Genomic DNA, 24,468 nt, shown 5'->3' on the forward strand with positions numbered 1-24,468 from the left:
CCTTTGTTATTGAATCTTACATATAGTACAGGAGTTATTTGTGAACGTCAATGAATTTGTCGATTCCAACAAATAAATCTCTTCGTTAATAATTTTAATTCCTTGGTAGATTCAATTAATTTTCAAATTCATTAGGTATATATTGATCTTTTTCAAATTGTTTTGAAGTTCCTACATAAAAGTATTCAGTTGTTTCCCCACCAAGCTCCATTCCGCTAGATGAACCATGAACCATTTTTCCTGGAAGAAGTTTCGTTCGGTTCCCATCTTGATTTATATAATAATAGTTATTTGTAGCCCAACCCTCATGAATATGTTGATCTGGTGTCTTCACAATACCTTCAGAACTTACTTTATATTCTTGTGATGAAGTTGATGTCTGTGTAACTTGAGGTGTTCCTGCCTCATTATATTCTATTTTTACCCAACCAGTATATCCATCAGGTATTAAAAATGTCCTAGGTGAAACTTGATCATCCTGTTTACATCCTAGTAGAAAGAGAAAGCAAGAAAGCACAATTATTATTCTCTGCATCTTAAAAAATCACCTCCTATTATCTAGGATGGCAATTTTCGCTAAATATATTAGATCAAAAATAAAATTAAACTTTAGCTATTGGGTATACTTAGACGGAGGTGATAAACATGAAGAAGCTGTTATCTGTTTTTCCAATGTTAATATTTACTACCTTTTTGTTGAACACTCAATTATTTCAGGCAGAGGAACCTACTATAAAAGTTCTGGAATTAAAAACAAATAAAATAATTACAGAAGCTCAAGCTTCCACTGATTTTGATAAATATGGCAAAAAAGCAATAAAATCAATTAATAATGTAACGGTAGAAGCTAACCCCTTACCTACAGAAGGATTTTTAATCAAAATGAGCTTAACAAAACCTCTATTAGTTAAGAATAAATGGTTTAATGATTTAGTTAATGAAGTCATCCTTATTTATCAACCAAAATATCCAACAAACGGAAAAGTGGTTTTATATACAGACGAAAATACTCCAATGTTCTTTGATATTTCATATGATTTAAAAGAACTCTCAGAAGAACTAGAAATAGAATAACTTTATCAAAAAATCATTTTTATTTCTTTGGCTATTAGATTAGATCAAAGGCAAGCTTTGTCGTGTCATAAAATAAATACTCTTAGCTATTTATAAGAATTGAACATTTAGATAAGTAGCATTCTTATTTCTTTAGCTTTATAAAATTTTCATTCATACTTTTCTTTATGATATAATAAGTATTAATGACCGTGGATGTTACCGCATCCACAGCCTGCAGTCTTAACTTAATCAAATGTACTTATAGACCTTATAAAATTGGGTCTATTTTTTTTGCGAAAATGCTAAAATTGCAACAATTAAAGAAGCGAACGTTAACATTACAATTAGACTTTCAAATATTGTCAACAAATACCACCCCCTTTCAAAAAGGGGCTTGTTTGAGCCCTAAGACTGCAAAATCATTGTATCATAAAGAGTAATATTTTACGAACACTTGTTCCTTTTTAGTTATTTTATCCTAACTAAAAGAAAAAAAAGAGGCTCAACACCTCTTTTAGCATCAAGTATTAAACTCTTTTTATTACTATTGAAGGTTTTTTAGACTGTTCTATTGTATTATAGGCGATTTTCACTTTGGATAGTGTTCCTTTAAGTATTTCATCATGATCTGTTTGAGGAGATAAGTACATAACGGAAAAATCACACATAGCTCTTGCAAGTAACTCGATTGACTTTTCCTGTTCACTCATGACCCTATCTTGTTTGTCTTTTACCGACAATTTTATAATATCTTCTGATATCTTTTTTATTAATTCCACTTTCCTATTTTCCGTCAAAAGCATGATCCCCTTTCTTCCTTTCAATCTTAAATCTCATACAATTATACGTATGCTACATAAGAAATATGGTAAAAAGGTAAAAAACTCTTTATCTTTCAGTAATTTTTCAAAACATTTTTAAAGAGAAGCTTTTGCTTTTTTAAATAAATGGATACTAGTCCATACCTTAAAGAACGAAAATATGTTCGTTTTTTTATAGACTAAAGAACACGTGTTCGCATATAATAAATACAAACATATCTGAAAGGTAGAGGATTAAGTGATGAAATACTTGTTAAATTGGAGTTTACAAAAAAACATGCCTATAACAATAATTTATCTCTCAGGTAATGGACACATTTCTCAAAGAGAAGTTGTTGTAAAGAAGCTAAATAATCAAAAGTTGTTCGCATACTGTTATCTCCGAAAGCAGATTCGCACATTTTCTTTAACTAATATTTTATCAGCTGACCACATTGTAAAATCTTCTGCTGTATGATTGATTTCCACTCTAAATATGTCTGAGATAGCTATACACTAAATTTTTTAAAATATATTCTCTAAAATATCAATTGAGTATAAAAATACACTTTACTTTTTGCGGATAAACCTGCTAATTATTCGCAGAAAGTGGATTTATATGTAAATCTTATTGACTACCTCATTAATTCTGCACATAAACAGCTCCTATAACATATACATACTTAGTTCTGTAAAAACAATTGAATAAACTGCTTGGACTCAGGTTTTTACAGCTATCGATATGGGTAATACATAAGTAGAGCGCTACTACTATGACACCTTTAGAAATCCATGATGACGCTTAAATAACAAGTGGCGCGGCCTAGGAGCCGCAACGATATAAGAGAGGCAGGGCTTATATCTGCGTCAAGAAAAAGGATTTATTATCGTATAAAAACAAAATCATGTTCTTAAGACAATAAAGCACTTTTAGATTACATACTTAGGTTGAGAAACGACTCTAAATTACCGTTTCCTAACTTAGCGATAAGTAAAAGAGGCTGACTCAAGTAATGAGTCAGCCTCAATCTATTTAACAGATGTTATTAAATCGATAATTCCTGTGATAATTTATAAACACCTTCTGGTAACGGATCTTTTTGCTTTAAAACTTCAATGATATCATGATCTACGATTTGCTGTTTTTGCATGCCGATTGCTCGTCCAGATTTTCCCTCCTGAAGAAGTTCGACAGCTCTTGCACCAAGACGAGATGCTAATACTCTATCAAAGCCTGTTGGGGAGCCACCTCGTTGCATATGCCCTAAAACAGAAATTCGAGTTTCAAGAGAATATTTTTCTTTCATTTTTTGAGCCAGTTCATTTGCTGAACAAACACCTTCAGCTAAAACGATAATTGAGTGCTTCTTTCCTCTTTCAATTCCCTGATTTAGTTTTTTCACAACTGAATCGAGCTCATATTCTCTTTCTGGAATTAAGATTGTTTCTGCACCCACTGATAACCCTGCAAAAAGGGCAATATCTCCTGCATGGCGCCCCATAACCTCAATAATAAATGTGCGGTCATGAGAAGTTGCGGTATCACGGATTTTATCAATACTTTCAATAACTGTATTAAGAGCAGTATCAAAACCTATTGTATAATCTGTTCCTGGAATATCATTATCAATCGTACCTGGTAAGCCAATACATGGAAAGCCTTTTTCCGTTAGCTTGGCTGCTCCACGGTAAGAACCATCTCCACCTATTACAACTAGTCCTTCTATTCCTAAATCCCTCAAATTTTTTATCGCTTTATGTTGTGATTCATCTTTCTTAAATTCTTCAGATCTTGCAGTATATAAAATCGTACCACCACGATGAATAATATCACCTACAGAACCCAGTTCAAGCTTTTTAATATTACCTTCCATTAATCCAGCATACCCTTGGTAGATACCATAAACTTCAATACCGTCGTGAATACCTTTACGAACAACAGCTCGCACTGCTGCATTCATTCCTGGAGAATCTCCTCCACTTGTTAAAACGGCAATTTTCTTCATAAAAAAATATCCTCCTCTATAATTTATTAATAACTCCTACAAACACACAGCTATAAATATCTTTCTAAAATTAACTTTTAAAATTTTTTAACTATTTTAATCTATTAACCCTAATAAATCTGTATATTCAGCATCTGTTGTAACACCTAAACAATCAAAAATTACGTTTTGACGATTAATCCATGCTGTATTAAAGCCGAAATTTTTAGCACCAGCAATATCCCATGTATTCGAAGAAACAAATAAAACTTCCTCACGCCTTACACTTAACTGCTTTAGAACAATTTGATAAGACATTGGTGTTGGTTTATACACCTTTGCTTCATCAACTGAAATTACTTTTATATTGATATCTTTTAGTGGTGATTCATTGATCAATGGCTTTAACATATCTAATGAACCATTTGAAAATACTGCTAATTGTTTATCTTCTAATGATTTCAAAACATCTTCAACTTCTTTATAGAGTTTCAAATGTAAATAACCATTGAGCAGATTCTCAATTTTCTGGTCATTGTATGTAAGCTCCAATTGCCTACACGAATATGTTAAGGCATTTCTTGTTATTGTATAAAATGGTTCATATGTACCCATAAGCTGTCTTAGGAAGGAATACTCTAATTGCTTTCTTCTCCATAGCTCACAAAGTTCCCTTCCCTTACCTGGAAATAGCTTCTCACAATGCTGTTCTACAGAGTATACGTTAAATAGTGTACCATATACATCAAAAACAATAACCTTAATACGGCTCTCTATCATAATCACTCCTTTATTATCTTTACCTATACATTCTTTTCTAAACTAGATAATACCTTTTACCCTTATAAATAGTAATAAAAACTTTAGCTCTATTTAACGACCTAGACATTGCAGACTACTTACCTATATTAAGGTGTATTACCATAGAATAAAACTACATTAATATAATAAGTTTATTACGTTAAAGGACATTTATGTTTAACTTTTGTATAATCTTTGATAAAATATACTTAACATTAAATAAAGAAATGAGGAATAAGATTGGACCAATTATGTAGATCTTGTTTTCAACCTCTTACTATACATAAATGTGGATACTTTTCAATTTACAATGATAGTGATGAAAAGCTAACAGAGGTCTTATTAAAATTATACTTTGAGGAAATCAGCCCTTCACACTTCAAAAAATCGTATGAAACAAAAGCTGAATTAAAAGAGTACCTATCTTTTATTAATACAGAAATTGGGGATACATCAAAAATCACAGGCTCAATTCATCATATGGAACAACCAAGCCAATTTGAAATTTATTCATTCAATACATTATATGAGCATACTTTTCATGAAAAATATGTGCACTTAATAAAAAACGGGAATTTCACTAGCTTCCTTCAACCAATCGTAAAAATGAAGAATGATGAACTTTTTGGTTATGAATCCTTATTAAGATCTAAAGATCAGTCTTTTTATCCTAGTCAGCTTTTTGAAATTGCAAGAAAAACAGAAATGCATTCTATATTAGATAAAAAAGCACGTGAAGTAGCAATAAAAGCAAGAACTAACAAGATTCCAACAGGTATCAAAAGCTTTATAAATTTTTTACCATCAACAATCTATAACCCAGAACACTGTTTAAAGCATACATTTAAGATAGTAGAAAAGTATAATGTAGATCCTAATGATCTTGTATTTGAAGTTGTTGAAACAGAAAAAATTCATGATGTTGACCACTTAAAATCAATATTAGACACATATCGTAATCACGGAATGAAGGTGGCATTAGATGATGTTGGAGCAGGTTACTCGACATTAGATATGTTGTCAAAGCTTCAACCTGATTATATTAAGATTGATAGACAATATATACAAGATTGTCATATTAATAAGGAAAATCAAGTATTTTTACAGAAGGTATTATACCTCTCTACACAATTAAATATTGTTGTGTTAGCTGAAGGAATTGAACTTAAAGAGGAATATGAGTATTTAAAAAGTATTGATGTAACTTTAGCACAAGGCTATTATATCGGGAAACCAAGTCCTAATCCTGTCCTTTTACCAGAAACCCTTTGCTAAATCCTTTCAATTTTTTGTTCGATAAATGAAACCTCTCTTTTCAATGATTCGGACGCTGTTTTATGGTAAGAAATTTTAATATAAAGTGACCCATTAGTACTCAATATTACGATAATAAAAGAATCCATCTAAAGATATAGATGGATTCTTCTATTATAGGGCTTAAAAAACACTATACCAATGAGTCACTTTTTTAGCTTCCCTTTGTTGCTTATATTGAGCCAATTCGTTTAGATATTATAAATTTCTCTAAAGGAATAACCTAAGTTAAAACTAAAATAATAATGAAACATTACCTTCTTATCGCACGATAACCAGCAGCTTCTGCTTCCTGCTTTGAACAAAACATTTCCTCCGGCTTGGTTACCTTATAAGATGGAGATGCTTCCGTATGATAAATCTTCTCACCCTTAGAATTAATATTCCCTTTTATCATACACTCCATAGAATGAGCTAACTCATTCTCCACAGTGGAACTACTTGCTTCATTACGATTAAATCCTTTATCTGTTGCGTAATTCTCAATGCTCCAAATTCCGATTGCTTTATTTTGAGCTTGTTTTTGTATTTCATAAAACTCATCAACATATTTTGTATTTGGTTCAAAAACGTACGCGACTCTCGCTAGCCCCTTTTCAAGTAATAATTTATTAACCATTTTTTCTTCAAAATAAATATAGGCAAGCAATCTACCGTATTTATCTCTTTCACCTACATCAAGCTCTATGTCCACTTTATTTCCTGTTAAAAGTTCCTTCATATAAGTACTAGCCTCTGGCCCAAAAGGCTCCACTGGTTTGGTAGGGTGAACAGTTTCAGGAGTATCTACTAGCAAAAGACGAACTGTTTCCTCTTTACCATCTATACTTACATTTAGGGTATCACCATCAACAACTCTATTCACTTCAGCATTGATGAAATTAGAATTAGTATTTTCTGTTGAACATCCAGTTAATAAGAATAAAACGACTGTTATAATTAATTTTATAGTGGTATTATAAACAGTCATTATGAAACTACAGTGAATTCCTTATTTGTCTTCGTTAGAATTTCGTGTCCGTTTTTGGTTATTAAAATATCATCTTCAATTCTAACACCTCCTATTGAAGGCAAATAGATTCCTGGCTCTATCGTATATACCATTCCTTCTTTTAGAACATCATTATTGATATGACTCATTGATGGGAATTCATGAACATTAATACCTAATCCATGTCCAAGACGGTGTGGAAAATACTCTCCATAGCCTGCATCAGTAATAACCTTTCTTGCAATTACATCTAAGTCACCTATTCGAACACCAGGCTTACTAGATTCTATTGAAGCTTGTTGAGCTTGTAAAACAGTTTCATATATTTCTTTTTGTTTCTCATTATATGATTTATAAACAAAGGTTCTCGTAATATCAGAGCAATACCCATCAAGTACTACACCTAAATCGAATAAAACAAAGTCACCTTCAGTTAACTTCTTCAAGCCCGGATTACCATGGGGATCACCAGATTTATCTCCGAATAATACCATTGTAGAAAAGGACATTTCACGTATTCCTTTTTTCTTTAATTCAAATTCTATTTTTGCCAAAACCTCCATTTCAGTTATTCCTTCTTTTAAAGCTTCAATTCCCACCTGAACTCCATAATCTGCAAGTTTTGCCGCTTCTCGTAAGACCTTTATTTCATTATCGTCTTTAATGACTCTAAAACTATTTAACATTTCTTCAGCAGGTACTATTTCTGCTCCTTGTACTAGTTTTTGAATTGATTCCACACGACTATAAGAAATCTCTTCTTTTTCTACGGCTATATTTTTAAACGATTTTACATTATGTTTTTGTAGGCTGTCATCAATTAAATCCCATGGATTTTCATGATCACTATATCCAATTATGTCATAGCTCCATCCGGCAGCTTTCATCTGATTTATTTCCATTTTAGGACAAACAAACATTGGTTCATTATGTTTAAAAAGAAAGAGGCCCATTAACCTTTCATGAGGATCTGTATAAAAATTCGTTAAATAAAATACATTTTCCTTTGTTTGAATAAAGCACATATCAATATCTTGTTCTTGTAACATTTCTCTTACTTTCTCTAGACGAATTTGCATTGTTTCACTACCCTTCAAATATTCATTCTCTCATCATAGCAAGCATGGCAAAAAAGTACAATTAACAGACCGTTCAGCTTTATTCTCACAATAAATTGCAAATGCAATGAGTTTGAATTTAGATATTATGGGCAAAATAAAAAGTTGAAAAGAAGAAAGAATTGTTAAACCTGTTTTTAGATTATCTGTCTTGGTGAGAGTCGTTCCTTATAAAACAACTTATGTATATTTGGTTATCTTTATTAATTAGTAGGAAACAGCAATATCTGATGTTTACAGAATTAAACTTATTTATTTTTTGGGAGGTAAGTAATTTGAAAAAGAAAATAGTCATAATTGGTGGTGGACTTGGTGGTATGTCTGCTGCAATAAGACTTTCAGCAGATAATTATGACGTAACCATTTTAGAAAAAAGTGAACGCCTAGGTGGAAAACTAAACAAACGAGGTAGAAAAGGATATTCTTTTGATACTGGTCCTTCAATTCTGACAATGCCATGGGTGCTTGAGCAGCTCTTTCAAAATGCCAATAGAAAACTATCAGATTATGTAACAATTAAGAGAATTGAACCACAATGGAAAACTTTTTTCGAAGATGGTACAACGATAGAACTAACAAGTGACTTACCAAATTTACTTAAACAATTAGAAAATATTTCTAAAGAGGATGCAAGTGAGCTCTATAACTACTTAAATTATTCCAGCAAAATGTATGATTATTGCATGAAAAGTGTTTATAAAAAAAGTATTTCTGGACTACATGATCTACGCTCAATGCACAGTGTAAAAGAACTTCTATCTATGGATCCAATGAAAACAATGAATCAAGGAACAAAAAAATTCTTTAAGAATAAAAAAATTCAACAATTATTTAATTTTTTAATTATGTATCTTGGATCTTCTCCATATCATGCACCTGCTGTTTTATCACAATTAGCACATGTTCAACTTGGGCTAGGAATTTATTATGTAGAGGGTGGAATGTATAAAATTGCAGATGCGATGTCTAAAGTACTTCATGAATTTCAAGTAAAGGTACATCTTAACACAGAGGTAAAAAGAATCACTTCGAATGGTTCAAAAGCAACAGGAGTAGAAATAGAAAATGGCAGAACAATTGATGCTGATATTGTTATTTCCAACTTAGAAGCAATTCCAACATACAATACATTACTTCTAGATCACACTTTACCACCTCATACAAAGCAAGAATTGGAAAAATTCCCACCAACTGTATCAGGACTAGTATTATTACTTGGTGTGAAGAAAACATATGAAAACCTATCACATCATAACTTTTTCTTTTCATCTTCCCCCGAGAAAGAATTTGATCATATTTTTAATCAAGGGAAAATAGCTGAAGATCCAACGATATATGTTGGAATATCTTCAAAATCAGATTCGACACAAGCTCCTAAAGGAAAAGAGAATTTCTTTGTCTTAACACATGTACCTCCTTTAAAACATGGCGAAACATGGGAAAATAAAAAGGATGCATATACAGAAATTATTCTTGATAAGCTTGAGAGTATGGGTATTGAAAACCTAAAAAATAATATCGAATTCCAATATACATTTACTCCAAACGATCTTCAAGATTTATATGGAGCTAACGGAGGATCAATCTACGGTGTTATGACAGATCGGAAGAAAAACGGTGGATTTAAAATACCAAGTAAATGTTCAATAATAGATAACTTATATTTTGTAGGCGGTTCAACACACCCTGGTGGCGGTGTGCCTATGGTGACACTATCGGGACAATTAACTGCAGATTTAATTTTAGAGCAGGACATTAAATTCCAAAGCGAAATTGGTTAGTTCTCCTTTGCTAAAGATCTTTTCTGAAGGATTGTTGCTAAAAATTCCATTATCTGTTGTAACCACTGTGATATCGCATAATAGGTGCTTTTTTTTGAAGAAAAGTTAACACTAGACTTTATACAATACAGAGTTGTTTTCATCATGATTCTAAAAACAACAAAGGTGTACGAAAACAGCCTTATTTAAAAAGAAACGTACCTTTTGAAACTAACTAGTTACTAAGAGCAATTACGAAACAGTTAACTATAAAAAAGAGTCTTTTCGTGTGAAGTAAGGTAAAAAGATGTAAGATGATTGTAGATATAGATTCTACGGGGGCTTCTACTATGCTTATTTACAATATAATTTTGTTTATTTTTTTAATTTGGACCATGATTAATTCACTATTTATACCAAAGCTACATCGTAAAACGGTATCAAATTCTAAGAAATTCGTCTCTATACTAATACCTGTACGAAATGAAGAAAACAATATTAAGCCTTTAATAAATTCATTAAAAAACCTAAACTATAAAAATTATGAAGTTATCCTACTCAACGATCAATCAACAGATCTAACTAAAGAATATATTTTATCATCTATAAAAGATGATGATCGTTTTATCCTAATAGATGGAGATGCTTTACCTACAGGGTGGACTGGTAAGGTTTATGCATGTCATCAACTCAGTAAAAAAGCTCGAGGTGAACTGCTTTTATTTTTAGATGCTGATATTCGTTTACATCAAAACACACTTCAATCAGCTATACATACGCTCCAAAGTAGATCAGGAAAACTTCTGACTGGATTCCCGCGTTTTCCGGTAGCTTATTTATTAGAAAAGTGGCTCGTTCCCATGCAGCATTTTTTAATTTATTTTCACTTACCATTATTTTTTGCAAATTATACAAAGCTACAATCTGCTACAGCTGCACATGGATCATTTATGCTCTTTGACAAAGAATCATATATGAAAATTGGCGGGCACGAGTCCATCAAGCATTCACTGTTAGATGATGTTCACCTTGCTAGGTTAATGAAAAAACATCATCATAAAGTGTTATTAACAAACATTACATCATATGTAACCTGTTATATGTATACGAGTAACAAAGAGGTCTGGAATGGCTTTAAAAAGAATATATTTATAGGTATTGGACGTTCTGTTTCTTTAGCTATCCTGCTTACAATGTTTTATTTATTCTTTTTCATCTTGCCTGGCATTTTATTACTATATGGAATTGGTCAAATCATTTTATTTCATACGGTTACATGGCTATTATTATTTCCATATATAATTATTGCATTGCAAAAGTTTATTATTGATTGGCAAACAAAACAAAAAACATCGATTTGCTTTGCCATGCCTTTAATTGCATTTACATTCATTACACTGTTAAATGCCTCAATGATTACGTCACTAACAAAGAACGGATATAATTGGAAAGGCAGGACTTATCTATAAAAATACCTTTAGAAATTTGTAATATTTATTTAATATTACAATGATACTTTTCATTATTTTTTCTTGTATAATGTTTCTATATACATCTTTCTTCCTACTAAGGGGTTGGTCATTTTGCTTCAATTGGTTAGACGTCATCTTGTTGCCATTCTTTGTTTAATAGGAGCATTAGCACCATTTATTGGTATGTTATTAATTGATTTATTTTATTATAGTACAATTTGTGGATGGATTTTAGGATTCTGCTGTTTTGTCATTTCCTATATTATTGTGAGCAAACGCCCTGATGAGGAAGATGCAACAAATTCTCCTACAAATAAGCCAATCTATAAGGCTATAAAATAAGACTTCTATTAGCAAAATGAAAATTGTCATTTCTGCTTTAATTTTTCATTACTTATTTAATAAGTATCATAAGCTATAGGTAAAGTGAAAAAAGAGGCAAGTACATTAAATATTTAAGCTAAAGATAAACCAGAATTATTAGGTGAGGTTAAGTTAAACTTCCTAATAGTTCTGGTCTTTATTTGCTGTCTCCGATAGTTTTTTTGATTTTTGCTTACTATTTTTAAGAACTAGTGGAATGGAGCGAAGACACTAAGGCTCCTAGAGGAATTGAGGAAAGGCTGAGACCTAAGTAGGCGTAGCCGAGAGACGTTCAGCTCCCCACAGAACGCCTGTGTCTGCAGCCACTAGAAAAAATATGTTCCACTCATTATAACGATTGGCATAAATACAACTACGTTTAAACTTTTGTCTGACCTCTAAATAAAGAAATTTATTAATTTCCTTTTAACAGACGTAAACCATTTAAAATAACTAAAATCGTACTGCCCTCATGTCCTATAACTCCTAAAGGAAGATCTAGTACTTGAAAGAAGTTTGAACAAATTAGTAAAGCAATTACCGACATTGAAAAAACAATATTTTGCTTAATAATTCGATTCATTTTATTTGAAAGTGTTACAGCATTTGATAGTTTTAATAATTCATTTTTCATCAAAATAATATCAGCCGTTTCTAATGCAACATCTGTTCCTTCACCCATTGCAATTCCCACATCGGAAGTGGCTAAAGCTGGGGCGTCATTGATACCATCACCGATCATAGTAACAGTTCCATATTTCTCTTTTAGTTTCTTAATTTCTTGTACTTTTCCTTCTGGTAAACACTCACCTTTAAACATATCAATATTCAGTTCCTTTGCAATAACTTCTGCTGTGGACTGACTGTCTCCAGTAAGCATAACCGTTTTGATCCCTATTTTCCTTAGCTTATCAATTACTTCCTTCGCTTCTTTTCTCACTACATCCTTCAAAGCTATTAACCCGACAATCTCACTTTCTCTTACTATATAAACAATTGTCTTTCCTTCTTTTGAAAGCTTCTCACTTACCTCATCTTGAAATACCTTTGCTTTTTCTTTTCCAACAAAATCAGCTTTTCCAATCTTCCAGGTAATATCATCGATAACTGCAGAAACTCCAAAACCTGACTTTTCGTCCACAGATACCATTTCAGCAGTACCTACTGGGAATTCATTATGAATTTTAGCCACAATTGCCTTTGCCAAGGGGTGTGTTGACTGATTTTCGATAGCTAAAACCGCTTTATAAAATTCATTTTGATCAATTGTATCTATCGAAAGAATATCTGTTACACTTGGTTCACCTTTTGTTAGTGTGCCAGTTTTATCGAAGACTACAACATCTGTTTTGTTTAATTTCTCTAAATGGATACCACCTTTGAATAATAAACCATTTTTTGCTCCATTTGAAATTGCAGACAATGTCGCTGGCATAATAGATGCTACTAATGCACAAGGAGAAGCTACAACCATTAAAACAAGTGCACGATAAATAGTTTCATTCCAGCTCCACCCTAATGCAAAGTGAGGAACTACCATCATTAAGCCAACAAGTATTAATACTGCTTTTACATATGTGCCCTCAAATTTTTCAATAAATTGTTGTGATGGAGATTTTTCTGATTGTGCTGATTGAACCAACTCTAAAATTTTATGAAACATCGTTTCAGTACTTTTTTTCATAACAGAGATTGTAATAGATCCATTACCATTTACAGTGCCTGCAAAGACCTCATCACTTTTATTTTTTTCTACAGGCATTGATTCTCCTGTTATAGCAGATTGATCAATATTTGTCTTCCCAGATAAAATCACACCATCCGTAGGAATTCTTTCACCAGGTTTGACTAAAATTGTATCACCAATATTCAATGTTGAGACATGAACTTTCTTTTCCTCACCATTTACAAGAATCATTGCTTCCTCAGGCTGTAAACTCATTAGAGCTAAGATTTCACGCTGACTTTTGTTCATTGTATACGTTTCGAGTGCGCCACTTAATGCAAAGATAAATATAAGTATAGCCCCTTCTTCCCAATACCCTATTAGAGCAGAACCGATTGCAGCAAATACCATTAATAATTCAACATTTAATTTTTTATCTGCAATCGTTTCTTCTAACCCTTCTTTGGCTTTCGCGTAACCACCAATCACAAATGCCAATATAAATATAGGTATAGCAATAGCTTCATTTCCATTAGAATTATAAAACCATCCAAATCCAATAAGAATTCCTGCTATTAATGCATTTACTAATTCAATATGCTCTATCCATTTATTAAAAAATTCATGATTTTGTGAAGATCTTGTTTCAGATATTTTCTCTGCACTGTTAAGTTCCACTATTACCGCTCCTTATAATTGAGAATAAAAATCAAACTCATTCATTTGTTTTTCTTTTAAAATAGTGTATTTTCGAGGTTTTCCATCCATACTCTTAATAATAATTATTATAAACAAAGAGTTGAAATATAGCAATAATTAATTAATATTATTACTATTTAATAATTATTATTGATAGCAATAAGCATTCTCAATTACTAAAAAAAGAAAGAGATGTAATTAAACAACGAACAAAACAGAACGTAAAAAAGAACAGTCAGAATAATATCCAACTGTTCCAGAATTCGATTTATAGCTGCGAAATGGCATTGTGTAACATTTCATTTGTTACTGGTCCCAACAATTTATTTCTAATTATTCCTTTCTGATCAATAATTATAGTTGTTGGAATACCCATTAAATGATAATCTTTTGATACCTTTCCTGTTAAATCAAGTCCAATTGGAAAGGAAAGGTTAAACTGTTTTGCAAAGTGACTTACAACATTCTTACTATTTTCTGAAGAAGTAACATTAACACCAATCAATACTATATTTTGTGCTTTATTTTCATTAGTGAATTTATTTAGATCTGTCATTTCTTCCTGGCAATAATTACACCAAGTGGTCCAAAAATTCACTATAACAATTTGACCCCTAAAATCAGATAAACTTATTGCTTCATCAGATAAAGAAGGTATAGTAAAATCACTAGCTTTCTCCATGGGTTGATTCTTCGCTTTAATTTCATCTGAACAAGTAATACATAAAGCGAATAATAGGAAGAAAAAGAAAAGCTTTTGTTTCATATATAAAGCTCCACCTTTTATTAGTCGATACTATACTTTTCCCAGTTTTATATCTATTTTATTCAAGGAAATCTTAATCCGTTTTTCAAATCATTATGGCTAGCTAAATAGTTAATTCACCTACATGAAAATAAAGAAGATTTAGTAAACACCCTTAGCATTTTCCTATGGAATATAAGTATTTTAAGCTCATGATAACCCAAATTTCCAGGTGATATTTCGATTAATCATTTGCCTAATAATTCGGATTTTTATTTGTCTTCATAAATATATTTTTTGATTTTCTGCAGCGCAATGGAATGAACTTGTTTCTTTCTGCTTAACTGTATTTAGATTTATTCGTCTTTTTGTATGACTTCTTTAATTATGTCCCAGCCCTACTATAAGCTCCACTTTCTTACAGTATTGTTTAATAAACAACGCGTCTTTTCATGAAATAGACACTAACATTTAGCTTATGACATATCGTCACATAGTGCATAAGCATAAGAAGAACTGCTCCCATATTCATCCCAAGAATAATACCTTTCATGTTTAACATCTCCATTGAACCTAGCATATACATCATTCCAAATGAAATAGCATGTGACCAGATTGTGTGAAACAATGCATCCTTTACGAGTCCCAGACCTATAAGGTAAGCTTGCATCGGGATAATAAAGAAGTGAAAAAGGAAATAGGGCCAAAGCAACTTTAAATAAAATGATGCTGAAGAAGAATGAAAGAATAAATGTGTTAATGGATCAGCAAAAATGTACATGACAATAACAGAGATTGTTCCGTAAAAAAATGTAATAATCATCGCTTGTTTTAATAACCGAACCAATTTGTTATTATCATGATTCGCATATGCCTCAGATACATTTGGTATTAACATAATCATTAAAGCATGCCCTATAAAGGCTGGAAAAAAACCGATTGACATCGCAACACCAGCTAACATCCCATAGTGCTCTGTAGCCATTACACTAGAAAAGCCTGCACCCATTAAAGCCCATTTCACTAAGAATGGTTGAATTGCATGTGTAAAAGAATGAAATAATCTCAAGCCTGTTGTAGGAAAGGAAACAGAGAAAAGAGCTTTCCGTACTTTTCTACCTTTAATAGGTTGATTTTTTTCCTTGCTTAATACCTGATATTCAATCATATATGCTGTAATTAAATAGGCACTAACAATTAACTCACTACCAATTAAAGTTGCAAGAGAAATCATTAAAGCTTTTTCCAAATCAAATTGAAATGTCTGAAATACCCAAAATAAGATAATAAGCTGTACGACTTTTTTTAAGAAATTTGAAATAGCTATTTTCCCCATATGTTGTACACCCATAAAATATCCTCTTGCAATTGATGAGAAGGATACAATTGGAATTAAGAGAATAATAAGCCATTTCACGTAAGGGTGATACCTTTGAAAAACAGGGAGGCTTGGCAATACAAACAGTGCAATGACTGTAAAACCAATCGTAAACAATATTGTTAACATTATCGTGTGTTTAAGCATATGGTAATGTGTTTCTCGTTGCTTTTCTGCAATAAATTTAGAGATTGATATTGGTAATTCAAGGCTCGCAATAATCACAATAAAAAAAACAATCGGAAGAATGGACATATACAAACCCATACCTTCCTCACCAAGCTCTCTTGCTAAAATAATATTAATAAAAAACTCTAGACATTCACCAAAAAAAGCTGCGACTACCAGAATTAATGTTCCTTTAACAAATGCATTCATGTTGTAAGTCCCTTCTTATTAAACTAGTCCATAGTTTAACAATATGAGAACAAATACAATATTAAAACAAGCTAATGTAAAATCATCAAAAAAACTTTATTATAAATGCCCTACTCTATAATTAGAACGCTTAAACCATTTATTCAACAAGTACTATTCTATAACGCCTGACTCAGAAATGATAACCTCTGGTATAACATCAACCGTTAATTCTGGAATTCTATCACGCCAATTTTCAATATTGAACTCTCGAGATTGAGATCTAATTTGATCACCAATCCCAACAGGATCAATTTTTAATTCTTTAAAATAAGTAAAAAGTGAATTTATTTCATTTTTCATTTTCTCCTCAAAAACCCGTTCAACGTCTTTTATAACTTCAGGTGTTATTCTTTTACCTGTGTATTCATGAATATATCCTTCTACCTTCACCTTTACTTCAACTTTAAGAGGTTCCAATGATTTCACTTTTAATTCTCTTGATGAAGCAATACTTTTAATTCCCGCTGAATGATTTTCCTTCGCTAGCTCCAATGTATAAGATCCTTTTGTATACTGATCAGCCAGTGTTTTAAAAAATAATAGTTGATCATTAGGGATACTACCTACAACCTTTTTGTCATCAAAAAGTGCTAAACCATCAATTTCTACTCCTCCTGTTTGTTCATTTTTTTTGATAAATGGAAGATAGGGATCCTGACCCTTAGAATAGAATTGATATAAAAATAGATGTAAATTTGATCTAGGTAAATCTCGATTTAACTTATTATGTTGAATTATATTAGAGATAAAATTTGATGCTCCTTGATTCTCAAATTTGGAATCCAGGACAGTTTTTGATTCTCCTCTTGCAACTGCAAGTTGTAACCTTTCACCAATTGATGCATCACGCTGTAAAGTATCAACTAAATCACTAATATCTTTTTTGGCTAAATCTTCGCCAAATAGCACAATTTCAATTTTGCCTAGTACTAATTGATCGGGAGATTGCTTTTGCATGTTATCAAGGATATCACGACTTAGCTTAGATTCATCCGTTATCACATAATCATTGACAGGTTGATCTTTAATATATGTATTTATTACTGCAGATCCTCTGATCGATTCTTTATCTATTAAATCAAAACCTATACTAGTAATAAGATTCACATCATCTAATATCTCCTTCTCAACACACCCACTTAAAATCAACATTGTAAGAAACATTGATAAGCACTTTTTCATGCTTTTTTCTCCTTTATTTTACGACTAATCATAGAAACCAAGAAAAGCATTGGTATATAACCTACTACTAAATAAAAACCCACTTGGCCGACAAAATCACTCAAAAAACTAATTTGTTCTCTCGTTTTTGAAAGAGAATTTGTAAAAAAAGCAATAAGCAAAATAGTGATTAATGTGTATTTTTGATTAAATTTAAATGAATCCTTTAAACATCTGCTAGCACTCCAAAGTGTTAAACATACATTTGGCAATATAATTAAACACCAATTCGCAATTCCTATATATTCGAAACGTTCCACAAAAGGTATCTCAACAATTTTCCAAATTGTTAATGTTGCCCATACGTTTTTTTGTAATTGTTCCTCACTAAAATATACAAGTGTAATCATCATAATTAGTGTATAAATAAGTGTACTTGTTGCAACAGCCATATGTGCCCACTTTTTAGATTTATCAACATTTTTAATAAAAGGATAATATACAAGTAATGCTTCAAAACCAATAACAGTTAGCGACATGCTTTTTGTCGAAACAGCCAAGTCTTTTACAGAATGATTAAAAACAGGCAATAAGTTACGCAAGTCTGAAAACTGTAATGGAAAAAGAAAAGTAAGAAATAGATAAACTGGAAGTATTATGCCAAAGAAACTAATACCAGTAACAATCCTAAATCCTCCACTAATGATATAGTAAACTAACAATAGAAAAACAAAACTAAAAAGCCATACATTTATATCAGGAAACATCCAAACTTCAATTATTTCAATATACGTCCTCAACACAGTAATGGCTAATAAAGTAAAATAACAAGCCAATATAGCACTTATCGTGTTACCCACCCATTTCCCAAAGACTGCTTTATGTACTGTCATGACGTTTCCATTAGAATTTTGTAGAATTTTATAAATCATCCATAAAGAAATATGCACAATGAACCCTGATAAAATAACAGCGATCCAAGCATCTCTTCCTGATTTTTCAGCAACAATTCTTTGAAAACCTAATACCCCTACTCCAAATTGAAGTGAATGAATTAAATAAAACACTAAGAAATGAGACACTTGGAATCTTTCTGCTATTTTAATCATCTTTATTTCACCTCATTCATTCGTCAATGTCTTTATTCATTTTTGCTTTTACGGCTGAAAATCGTTTAGGCTTATTTGTACGCAAATGCTCCGGTCTTTTTGATAATAACGAAAAGGGAAGTCTTATAATAGCATCCTTCATATCTACAGTTCTTGGTGGATAAATTGGTTCTAAGAATGGTCTTCCAAGTGAAGTTAACCTTAGTAAGTGTGTCAATAAAAAGCAGAAACACAATACAATTCCTAGTAACCCAAGCCACTCTGCAAAAAGCAGAAATGGAAATCGGAGCATACGAATCGTGTTACCCATTGCATAAATTGGAGTTGTAAAAGATGCCAATGCAGATAAAGCTACTATAATGAGTAAAACATTACTAGTTAAACCAGCTTCAACAGATGCTGTTCCAATTACAATACCTCCTACGATACCGATTGTTTGCCCAACCTTTGTAGGTAATCGCGCTCCAGCTTCTCGTAAAAGCTCAATTGTTAACTCCAGGAATAATGCTTCTAAAATTGGTGGTAATGGTACTTCTCTTCTAGATGAAATCAGTGTGTTAAGCAAATCGCTTGGAATTAACTCATAATGATAAGTTAAAGTCGCAACATATATAGGTGTGACTAGTATTGAGAAAGAAACAGCAAATAAACGAACTAATCGAAAGAAAGATGCATTAATCCAATTATAAAAATAATCATCAAATGCAGAGAAAAATTCAACTAAAGTTGTTGGTCCAACTAATACATGTGGAGAACCATCAACAATTATTCCCACCTTTCCTTCAGCTAATATTGATGACACACGATCAGGTCTTTCCGTATCTAATATTTGTGGAAATGGGGAATTATGATTATCAGAAATCATTTGACTAATAAAAGAGCTGTCACTTATTTGGTCAAATTGAATGTCTTTAATTCTTTGAATGACTGTATGAACATTTTCTTCATCACATACACCTTCAACATATAAAACAGCAAGCTTTGTTTTAGAAAGATCACCTACATTCATTTCGAAAATTCTTAAATTCTCATTATTAATTCTTTTTCTTATCAAATTAATATTGGATTCTAATGATTCTACAAACGCTTCCTTAGGTCCGACTACACTAAACTCAACTTCAGGTAATGAAACATCACGTGCTTTGTTTAAAGTTGCTTTAATTAAAGCACTCGGAAGACCGTATTCTGTTAAACTGACAAGAATATATCCATCAAGTAACTTTTCTTTAATCACATCTGTATCAATTGTTAAGATAATATTTTCAATCGGTATTTCTTTTTTTAATTCTTCAAGAGTTTTCCATCTATCACTTTTTACTATAGGCATAATACTCTGTTGCAGTGTTTGCATATCTACTAATGTTCTGATATAAGAAATCCAATATTTAACTTCATTTGTTTCTGCTTCATATTGTAAAAAGTCTGAGGAAGTCCTAAACCGAGCAATAAGTTGGACTAATGAGGGCTTTTCTTTACCACTTTCATATGTCATTTTCTCCATTTTGCTTCACCTCGGTTCAACATTCAGTCTTTTTTATAGAATGCCTTCATTGTTTGGAATTATGCACCAATTTGGTCTGTTAATTAGCTAAAATAATTCGTTTCATTACTGTGTTTAGGTACTTCCTGAAACTTATTTGAAGTATTAAATCATTTATTTGGTACTTTAATAGATTTATTTGACGTTTTCTCCACTTTATTTGTTTGTTCGGTCATTTTATTTGCTGTAATTAATGATATATTTGACTTTCGACAAAAACCCCCTTTTACTAAACAGAAAAAGAGCGGAAAGCTATTTATAGCTTTCCGCTCCCATTTATATGATTATTTAGCAAAACGATGATTTCCAATAACAGTTGTTACTTCACGAGATGTAATCCATGTACTTTTAGCCGTTTTCGGATTATAAAAGTATAGAGATCCTTTTCCCATTCCACGGAATGCTAATGCTTCTTTAACTGCTGTTTTAGCCGAATTATCTGCTGGTTGGTTAATTGCACCGTTTTTCACAGGTGAAAATGCATAGTATCCTTGATCTTTTTGATTGATAACTCCATTAACAGTATTAGGAAATAATGAACTATCTACACGATTCAATACAACAGTAGCTACAGCTACCTTCCCTGCATATGGTTCACCTTTTGCTTCTGCATGAACAAGACGTGCTAACAAATCCATTTCTTTTGATGTAATCGTTTGGGGAATCACAAGTTTTTCACCTACAAACAAAACATGTGAAGATTTTCGGTTTGCTGACATTAATGTATTTACTGAGATACCGTGTTTTTTTCCTATAAGCCATAGCGTATCACCAGATTGTACTTGATGTGTTGTTGCAGCACTAGCTTTTGATTGTGGTGTAGAAATCGCAACGAGCGATAAAGCTAATGTTGAAACAGCAACAAGTTTCAATATTAATTTTTTCATAAATTCGTAACCTCCTAGGTTCGTAATTGTTTTTGCTACAAAAACAAGATTAACAGGTTTATATCTTTAAGACACCCCTCAATATATGGTAGGTTACCCAATAGTTTATTAACAGATGACGGTCATAAAATTATTTGGTCACAAATCATAGCTCCCGTTAACCCTTGTAATAAAGGAATATTTCTCCTAATAAAACAACACTAACGAAAAAAAGCCAAGAAGTTTTAACTTCTTGGCTCTTCTAAATAACGGTAAATGATACTTCCACCTTGTTGAGCAATCCCACGAAAATGCTTAAAATCATCGCGATTAACTAATACAGTACGAAAAGGAAGAAATTGATCTTTTGATACATGGTATTCGTGTAACTCACCATTTCTAAGTTGATCCAATAGTTCATTTATTGTTCGTTCATCCATTAACTTGTCCTCACTTTTCATAACGTAAATACTCAATTTGAATTTTACTTATACCTACCTAATATGTCTATTACTTCTTTTATAAAAAAATATTTGACCTAACTAAATAAGGAGAGTGATGAGTTTACTCAAATATCGCTATCTACAATCAATGAATATATTTTAAAGCCTCAATTGGTTCTTTTTCACCCTCAGTAATTTCGAATGTCTCATTTTTTGTTTCCATCATCGTTAAGCTATTTATAAGAACATTTGCTACAGCTTTACGAGGAATTGTCTTACTTTTATCATCTAGAGAAACACTAGCTTTTATTGTTAAATTGTTATCTTCATCAGATAAGCTAGTAGGTCTAACAATTGTATATGGGATACCTGATCTTCTTAAATGTTCATCAGCATTAGCTTTTGCTGTTAAATAGTTCCTCATATTATCAGGTGCCATCTCTGGAACATCAGCACCTACTGAACTTAACATAACGAAATGTTTAATAGAATGCTTTTGTGCTTCATCAATTATTTTTTTAGCACCTTCTTGATCAATTGCTATTGTTTTCTCAGGACCTGTGCCAGAACCTGAACCTGCTGCAAAAATAATTGCTTCTACATCCTCAAAAACATGATCAATATCTCCCTCAAGATCACCAATAACATAATCATCTGCACCTAATTCTATTAAACGATTTGCTTGATTTTCATCTCGAATCAATGCAATGGCTTTATGCTCTTTTTCTTGATTAATTTGATGAATTATATGTCTTCCAGTATGTCCATTTGCTCCAATAATTAGTACATTCATTAAAATCACCCTTTAATTTTAGTCTAGTATTATTAGGTTTCCCTTAATGACTTGTTCGTAAACTATTATTATTTTACTATACTAGAATCCCGCTAGCATTCTAACCAGCTTTTCAAATCCAAAAAACTTCTTTTTGCATCGTTTATTCCTAACAAGTATAATTCCTCAAGTTTTTTCGGATTTCTTTCAATTCTACCTACCTTGAGTTTCTTGCTAGGACGCAGAACAAATATATTTCCATTTCTTTCTTGTTCTGAAATATGCTCCAATGTTTTGTTATACATCTCATATCGAGACAAAACAGCCTCCACTAGTTTTGGGTATTGACTATAATAGCGATTTAGCATCCATTTAATATTTGACTTTTTCTTTTTATAAAAATCATTTTTCGTTAAAATTACAATATTTCGCTTAAAACCATCTGTTTCTGCTTTCTTAATTGGAATAGAGTCAGATATCCCTCCATCTAAGAGAAGCCTACCTCCGAATTCAACTATTGGTGAGATAAACGGCAAAGAACTTGAGGCTCTAATAACTGTCAAAACATCCTGCTCATAATCTGCTTTTTTATAATAAACAGGTAAACCTGTTTGACAATCTGTAGTTGTGATAACAAATTCCTCTGGGCTTGAATGAAAGGTTTGAAAATCATATGGAACAATTTTATTGGGTATTTCATCAAACAGAAAATCCATTCCGAATAATTGCCTATGTTTGATAAAGTTTTTATATGATAAATATTTAGGGTGTGTTATGTAATCGATATTAACTTTTTTATTTCTCCCCTTCTGACGCGAAAGATAGGATGCTCCAAAACAAGCTCCTGCTGAAACACCAATTACATAAGGAAGATATAAATTCTGTTCCATAAAATATTCTAAAACTCCAGCTGTATAAATACCTCTCATACCTCCACCTTCTAGTACAAGTCCAGCATTAACCATATAACAACCGCTCCTTATTTAAAATTGTTTTATAAATATACCATATTCTCTATCATTTAATTGCCATATTCTATGAAAATTAAAAACATAATACCTCCAACATTTATGTTCACATTTAGTAATAAAAACAAGCTTATAAAGATCTAATCCCATGATCTGTAATTTTTTCTTTAAATTTAATTGAAACGCTTTACTTACATAGAAAAATAGTGTTAAATAATGCTAATAGAGTTTTTCAAATAATAAAATTAACAGTAAATTAGGCTGATTAGCCAACAAAAACTTAGTTTGTATGAAATAAAATGCAAGAGGTTTTGCTCGTCTAATGAATATGTAAAGGAGCGAGGCAATGAAGATCGCTAAAGTTGGAAGTATCATTGAATTTAGAGACGGTTTATCAGGTGTTGTTGAAAAAGTAAATGAAAATTCTGTAATTGTTGATTTAACATATATGGAAAACTTCAGAGACTTAGATCTTGATAGACGAACAGTCGTTAATCACAAAAACTATAAAATTGTTAAAGATTCATTCTCTTAATATAACAAATATAAAACATGAAGATGAAGATTCTTCGTGTTTTTTATATACTCATTAAATTTAAATTTGGTTAATGAACAATCAACTATAACTCCTGTCAGAATGAATGAAAATTAAAGAGGCTGGGATATCATTCTTACGTCCCAGCCTCTTTAGCTTCTTATCGTTAAAATTCTTAAGGTTAAACAGAAACTACAAAAAAACTACTAGACCAGTTAATTCATGAGCCCTTCATCTATGTATACTTCCATTCCCTCTTCCTCAAGGCAATCACCAAAATATTTAACTTCTTTCTTATAATCGTAGTTGATGATATTTAAGTCTTGATCATCGGCGTCATACACAGCAACTACTGCATCATTTGCATAGAGGTTTATATAATCATCTGTTCCTTTTAATTGTGCCTTCACACTAAATTTCTCGCCTTTGATTAATTTTTTATTATCTTTTAATGCTTTTGATAGTAAAGCTTTAATTTCATCCATATACTTTGCCTCCTATAAATT

General features: G+C 31.6%; 24 protein-coding genes. 6 read left to right on the top strand and 18 right to left on the bottom strand.

Annotation, left to right across the window (positions count from 1 at the left end):
• Positions 1-115 precede the first annotated feature (115 nt).
• Complete coding sequence (locus tag JOC75_RS07695) at positions 116-535, bottom strand: DUF6843 domain-containing protein (RefSeq protein ID WP_204953417.1); 420 nt, start codon at positions 533-535, stop codon at positions 116-118.
• A gap of 110 nt (positions 536-645) precedes the next feature.
• Between JOC75_RS07695 and JOC75_RS07700 the strand changes: the two genes are divergently transcribed.
• The gene (locus tag JOC75_RS07700; RefSeq protein WP_204953418.1) at positions 646-1,074 is read left to right on the top strand and encodes a hypothetical protein; all 429 of its coding nucleotides are present in this window, start codon (positions 646-648) and stop codon (positions 1,072-1,074) included.
• 264 nt (positions 1,075-1,338) lie between these two features.
• Here JOC75_RS07700 and JOC75_RS24480 read toward each other — a convergent pair whose 3' ends face one another.
• The 4 genes from JOC75_RS24480 to JOC75_RS07715 form a co-directional block, all read right to left on the bottom strand.
• On the bottom strand, positions 1,339-1,425 hold the full coding sequence (locus tag JOC75_RS24480) for a putative holin-like toxin (RefSeq protein ID WP_369127096.1): 87 nt from the start codon (positions 1,423-1,425) through the stop codon (positions 1,339-1,341).
• Positions 1,426-1,583: 158 nt separating this feature from the next.
• The gene (locus tag JOC75_RS07705) at positions 1,584-1,880 is read right to left on the bottom strand and encodes a hypothetical protein (RefSeq protein WP_204953419.1); all 297 of its coding nucleotides are present in this window, start codon (positions 1,878-1,880) and stop codon (positions 1,584-1,586) included.
• Positions 1,881-2,902: 1,022 nt separating this feature from the next.
• Positions 2,903-3,862: a 6-phosphofructokinase gene (gene pfkA, locus JOC75_RS07710; protein ID WP_204953420.1), complete on the bottom strand. Its 960-nt coding sequence runs from the start codon at positions 3,860-3,862 to the stop codon at positions 2,903-2,905.
• Between the two features lie 96 nt (positions 3,863-3,958).
• A complete protein-coding gene (locus JOC75_RS07715) occupies positions 3,959-4,621 on the bottom strand; it encodes a haloacid dehalogenase type II (RefSeq protein ID WP_239589311.1) in 663 nt (220 codons plus the stop codon).
• 261 nt (positions 4,622-4,882) lie between these two features.
• Here JOC75_RS07715 and JOC75_RS07720 point away from each other — a divergent pair, with 261 nt between their 5' ends.
• Positions 4,883-5,917: an EAL domain-containing protein gene (locus JOC75_RS07720; RefSeq protein ID WP_239589312.1), complete on the top strand. Its 1,035-nt coding sequence runs from the start codon at positions 4,883-4,885 to the stop codon at positions 5,915-5,917.
• A 292-nt stretch (positions 5,918-6,209) separates the two neighbouring features.
• On the opposite strand, the gene JOC75_RS07725 is transcribed toward JOC75_RS07720, so the two are convergent.
• Positions 6,210-6,926 carry a thermonuclease family protein gene (locus JOC75_RS07725; protein ID WP_204953421.1) on the bottom strand — a complete coding sequence of 239 codons (717 nt, stop codon included), beginning with the start codon at positions 6,924-6,926 and terminating at the stop codon, positions 6,210-6,212.
• Positions 6,926-8,026, bottom strand: a complete 1,101-nt coding sequence (locus JOC75_RS07730; RefSeq protein WP_204953553.1) for a M24 family metallopeptidase — start codon at positions 8,024-8,026, stop codon at positions 6,926-6,928. The genes JOC75_RS07725 and JOC75_RS07730 overlap by 1 nt, the downstream gene beginning before the upstream one ends.
• Before the next feature lie 314 nt (positions 8,027-8,340).
• Between JOC75_RS07730 and JOC75_RS07735 the strand changes: the two genes are divergently transcribed.
• From JOC75_RS07735 to JOC75_RS07745, 3 genes are all read left to right on the top strand, one after another.
• A complete protein-coding gene (locus JOC75_RS07735; RefSeq protein ID WP_204953422.1) occupies positions 8,341-9,846 on the top strand; it encodes a phytoene desaturase family protein in 1,506 nt (501 codons plus the stop codon).
• A gap of 329 nt (positions 9,847-10,175) precedes the next feature.
• On the top strand, positions 10,176-11,294 hold the full coding sequence (locus JOC75_RS07740) for a glycosyltransferase family 2 protein (protein ID WP_204953423.1): 1,119 nt from the start codon (positions 10,176-10,178) through the stop codon (positions 11,292-11,294).
• A 114-nt stretch (positions 11,295-11,408) separates the two neighbouring features.
• On the top strand, positions 11,409-11,639 hold the full coding sequence (locus tag JOC75_RS07745; protein WP_204953424.1) for a hypothetical protein: 231 nt from the start codon (positions 11,409-11,411) through the stop codon (positions 11,637-11,639).
• Between the two features lie 436 nt (positions 11,640-12,075).
• On the opposite strand, the gene JOC75_RS07750 is transcribed toward JOC75_RS07745, so the two are convergent.
• From JOC75_RS07750 to JOC75_RS07795, 10 genes are all read right to left on the bottom strand, one after another.
• Positions 12,076-14,004, bottom strand: a complete 1,929-nt coding sequence (locus JOC75_RS07750) for a heavy metal translocating P-type ATPase (protein ID WP_204953425.1) — start codon at positions 14,002-14,004, stop codon at positions 12,076-12,078.
• A 289-nt stretch (positions 14,005-14,293) separates the two neighbouring features.
• Positions 14,294-14,791, bottom strand: a complete 498-nt coding sequence (locus tag JOC75_RS07755; RefSeq protein WP_204953426.1) for a peroxiredoxin family protein — start codon at positions 14,789-14,791, stop codon at positions 14,294-14,296.
• Positions 14,792-15,200: 409 nt separating this feature from the next.
• Complete coding sequence (locus JOC75_RS07760; RefSeq protein ID WP_204953427.1) at positions 15,201-16,526, bottom strand: polysaccharide biosynthesis protein; 1,326 nt, start codon at positions 16,524-16,526, stop codon at positions 15,201-15,203.
• Positions 16,527-16,679: 153 nt separating this feature from the next.
• The gene (locus tag JOC75_RS07765; RefSeq protein ID WP_204953428.1) at positions 16,680-17,750 is read right to left on the bottom strand and encodes a Ger(x)C family spore germination protein; all 1,071 of its coding nucleotides are present in this window, start codon (positions 17,748-17,750) and stop codon (positions 16,680-16,682) included.
• Positions 17,747-18,838, bottom strand: a complete 1,092-nt coding sequence (locus JOC75_RS07770; RefSeq protein ID WP_204953429.1) for a GerAB/ArcD/ProY family transporter — start codon at positions 18,836-18,838, stop codon at positions 17,747-17,749. Before JOC75_RS07770 ends, JOC75_RS07765 begins: the two co-directional genes overlap by 4 nt.
• Positions 18,839-18,854: 16 nt before the next feature.
• Positions 18,855-20,330 (bottom strand): spore germination protein, encoded by a 1,476-nt coding sequence (locus tag JOC75_RS07775; protein WP_204953554.1) that lies wholly within the window; start codon positions 20,328-20,330, stop codon positions 18,855-18,857.
• 332 nt (positions 20,331-20,662) lie between these two features.
• Positions 20,663-21,265, bottom strand: coding sequence for a cell wall hydrolase (locus JOC75_RS07780; RefSeq protein WP_204953430.1), 603 nt, complete (start codon positions 21,263-21,265; stop codon positions 20,663-20,665).
• Positions 21,266-21,489: 224 nt separating this feature from the next.
• The gene (locus tag JOC75_RS07785; RefSeq protein ID WP_204953431.1) at positions 21,490-21,684 is read right to left on the bottom strand and encodes a hypothetical protein; all 195 of its coding nucleotides are present in this window, start codon (positions 21,682-21,684) and stop codon (positions 21,490-21,492) included.
• 148 nt (positions 21,685-21,832) lie between these two features.
• Positions 21,833-22,480: an SDR family oxidoreductase gene (locus JOC75_RS07790; RefSeq protein WP_204953432.1), complete on the bottom strand. Its 648-nt coding sequence runs from the start codon at positions 22,478-22,480 to the stop codon at positions 21,833-21,835.
• A 92-nt stretch (positions 22,481-22,572) separates the two neighbouring features.
• Positions 22,573-23,424, bottom strand: coding sequence for a patatin-like phospholipase family protein (locus JOC75_RS07795; RefSeq protein ID WP_204953433.1), 852 nt, complete (start codon positions 23,422-23,424; stop codon positions 22,573-22,575).
• A 349-nt stretch (positions 23,425-23,773) separates the two neighbouring features.
• Here JOC75_RS07795 and JOC75_RS07800 point away from each other — a divergent pair, with 349 nt between their 5' ends.
• Positions 23,774-23,962, top strand: a complete 189-nt coding sequence (locus JOC75_RS07800) for a YkvS family protein (RefSeq protein WP_146947212.1) — start codon at positions 23,774-23,776, stop codon at positions 23,960-23,962.
• Positions 23,963-24,177: 215 nt separating this feature from the next.
• Here JOC75_RS07800 and JOC75_RS07805 read toward each other — a convergent pair whose 3' ends face one another.
• Positions 24,178-24,447 carry a hypothetical protein gene (locus JOC75_RS07805; RefSeq protein WP_204953434.1) on the bottom strand — a complete coding sequence of 90 codons (270 nt, stop codon included), beginning with the start codon at positions 24,445-24,447 and terminating at the stop codon, positions 24,178-24,180.
• Positions 24,448-24,468 lie beyond the last annotated feature (21 nt).

This window comes from Metabacillus crassostreae, assembly GCF_016908395.1.
In the GTDB taxonomy this organism is placed as follows: domain Bacteria; phylum Bacillota; class Bacilli; order Bacillales; family Bacillaceae; genus Metabacillus; species Metabacillus crassostreae.

What these genes read in the sequence shown, in the direction of transcription:
- JOC75_RS07695 (WP_204953417.1), bottom strand. Translation starts at nt 535, where the DNA reads ATGCAGAGAATAATAATTGTGCTTTCTTGCTTTCTCTTTCTACTAGGA.
- JOC75_RS07700 (WP_204953418.1), top strand. Translation starts at nt 646, where the DNA reads ATGAAGAAGCTGTTATCTGTTTTTCCAATGTTAATATTTACTACCTTT.
- pfkA (WP_204953420.1), bottom strand. Translation starts at nt 3,862, where the DNA reads ATGAAGAAAATTGCCGTTTTAACAAGTGGAGGAGATTCTCCAGGAATG.
- JOC75_RS07715 (WP_239589311.1), bottom strand. Translation starts at nt 4,621, where the DNA reads ATGATAGAGAGCCGTATTAAGGTTATTGTTTTTGATGTATATGGTACA.
- JOC75_RS07725 (WP_204953421.1), bottom strand. Translation starts at nt 6,926, where the DNA reads ATGACTGTTTATAATACCACTATAAAATTAATTATAACAGTCGTTTTA.
- JOC75_RS07730 (WP_204953553.1), bottom strand. Translation starts at nt 8,026, where the DNA reads ATGCAAATTCGTCTAGAGAAAGTAAGAGAAATGTTACAAGAACAAGAT.
- JOC75_RS07740 (WP_204953423.1), top strand. Translation starts at nt 10,176, where the DNA reads ATGCTTATTTACAATATAATTTTGTTTATTTTTTTAATTTGGACCATG.
- JOC75_RS07755 (WP_204953426.1), bottom strand. Translation starts at nt 14,791, where the DNA reads ATGAAACAAAAGCTTTTCTTTTTCTTCCTATTATTCGCTTTATGTATT.
- JOC75_RS07760 (WP_204953427.1), bottom strand. Translation starts at nt 16,526, where the DNA reads ATGAATGCATTTGTTAAAGGAACATTAATTCTGGTAGTCGCAGCTTTT.
- JOC75_RS07765 (WP_204953428.1), bottom strand. Translation starts at nt 17,750, where the DNA reads ATGAAAAAGTGCTTATCAATGTTTCTTACAATGTTGATTTTAAGTGGG.
- JOC75_RS07770 (WP_204953429.1), bottom strand. Translation starts at nt 18,838, where the DNA reads ATGATTAAAATAGCAGAAAGATTCCAAGTGTCTCATTTCTTAGTGTTT.
- JOC75_RS07775 (WP_204953554.1), bottom strand. Translation starts at nt 20,330, where the DNA reads ATGACATATGAAAGTGGTAAAGAAAAGCCCTCATTAGTCCAACTTATT.
- JOC75_RS07780 (WP_204953430.1), bottom strand. Translation starts at nt 21,265, where the DNA reads ATGAAAAAATTAATATTGAAACTTGTTGCTGTTTCAACATTAGCTTTA.
- JOC75_RS07785 (WP_204953431.1), bottom strand. Translation starts at nt 21,684, where the DNA reads ATGGATGAACGAACAATAAATGAACTATTGGATCAACTTAGAAATGGT.
- JOC75_RS07790 (WP_204953432.1), bottom strand. Translation starts at nt 22,480, where the DNA reads ATGAATGTACTAATTATTGGAGCAAATGGACATACTGGAAGACATATA.
- JOC75_RS07795 (WP_204953433.1), bottom strand. Translation starts at nt 23,424, where the DNA reads ATGGTTAATGCTGGACTTGTACTAGAAGGTGGAGGTATGAGAGGTATT.
- JOC75_RS07800 (WP_146947212.1), top strand. Translation starts at nt 23,774, where the DNA reads ATGAAGATCGCTAAAGTTGGAAGTATCATTGAATTTAGAGACGGTTTA.
- JOC75_RS07805 (WP_204953434.1), bottom strand. Translation starts at nt 24,447, where the DNA reads ATGGATGAAATTAAAGCTTTACTATCAAAAGCATTAAAAGATAATAAA.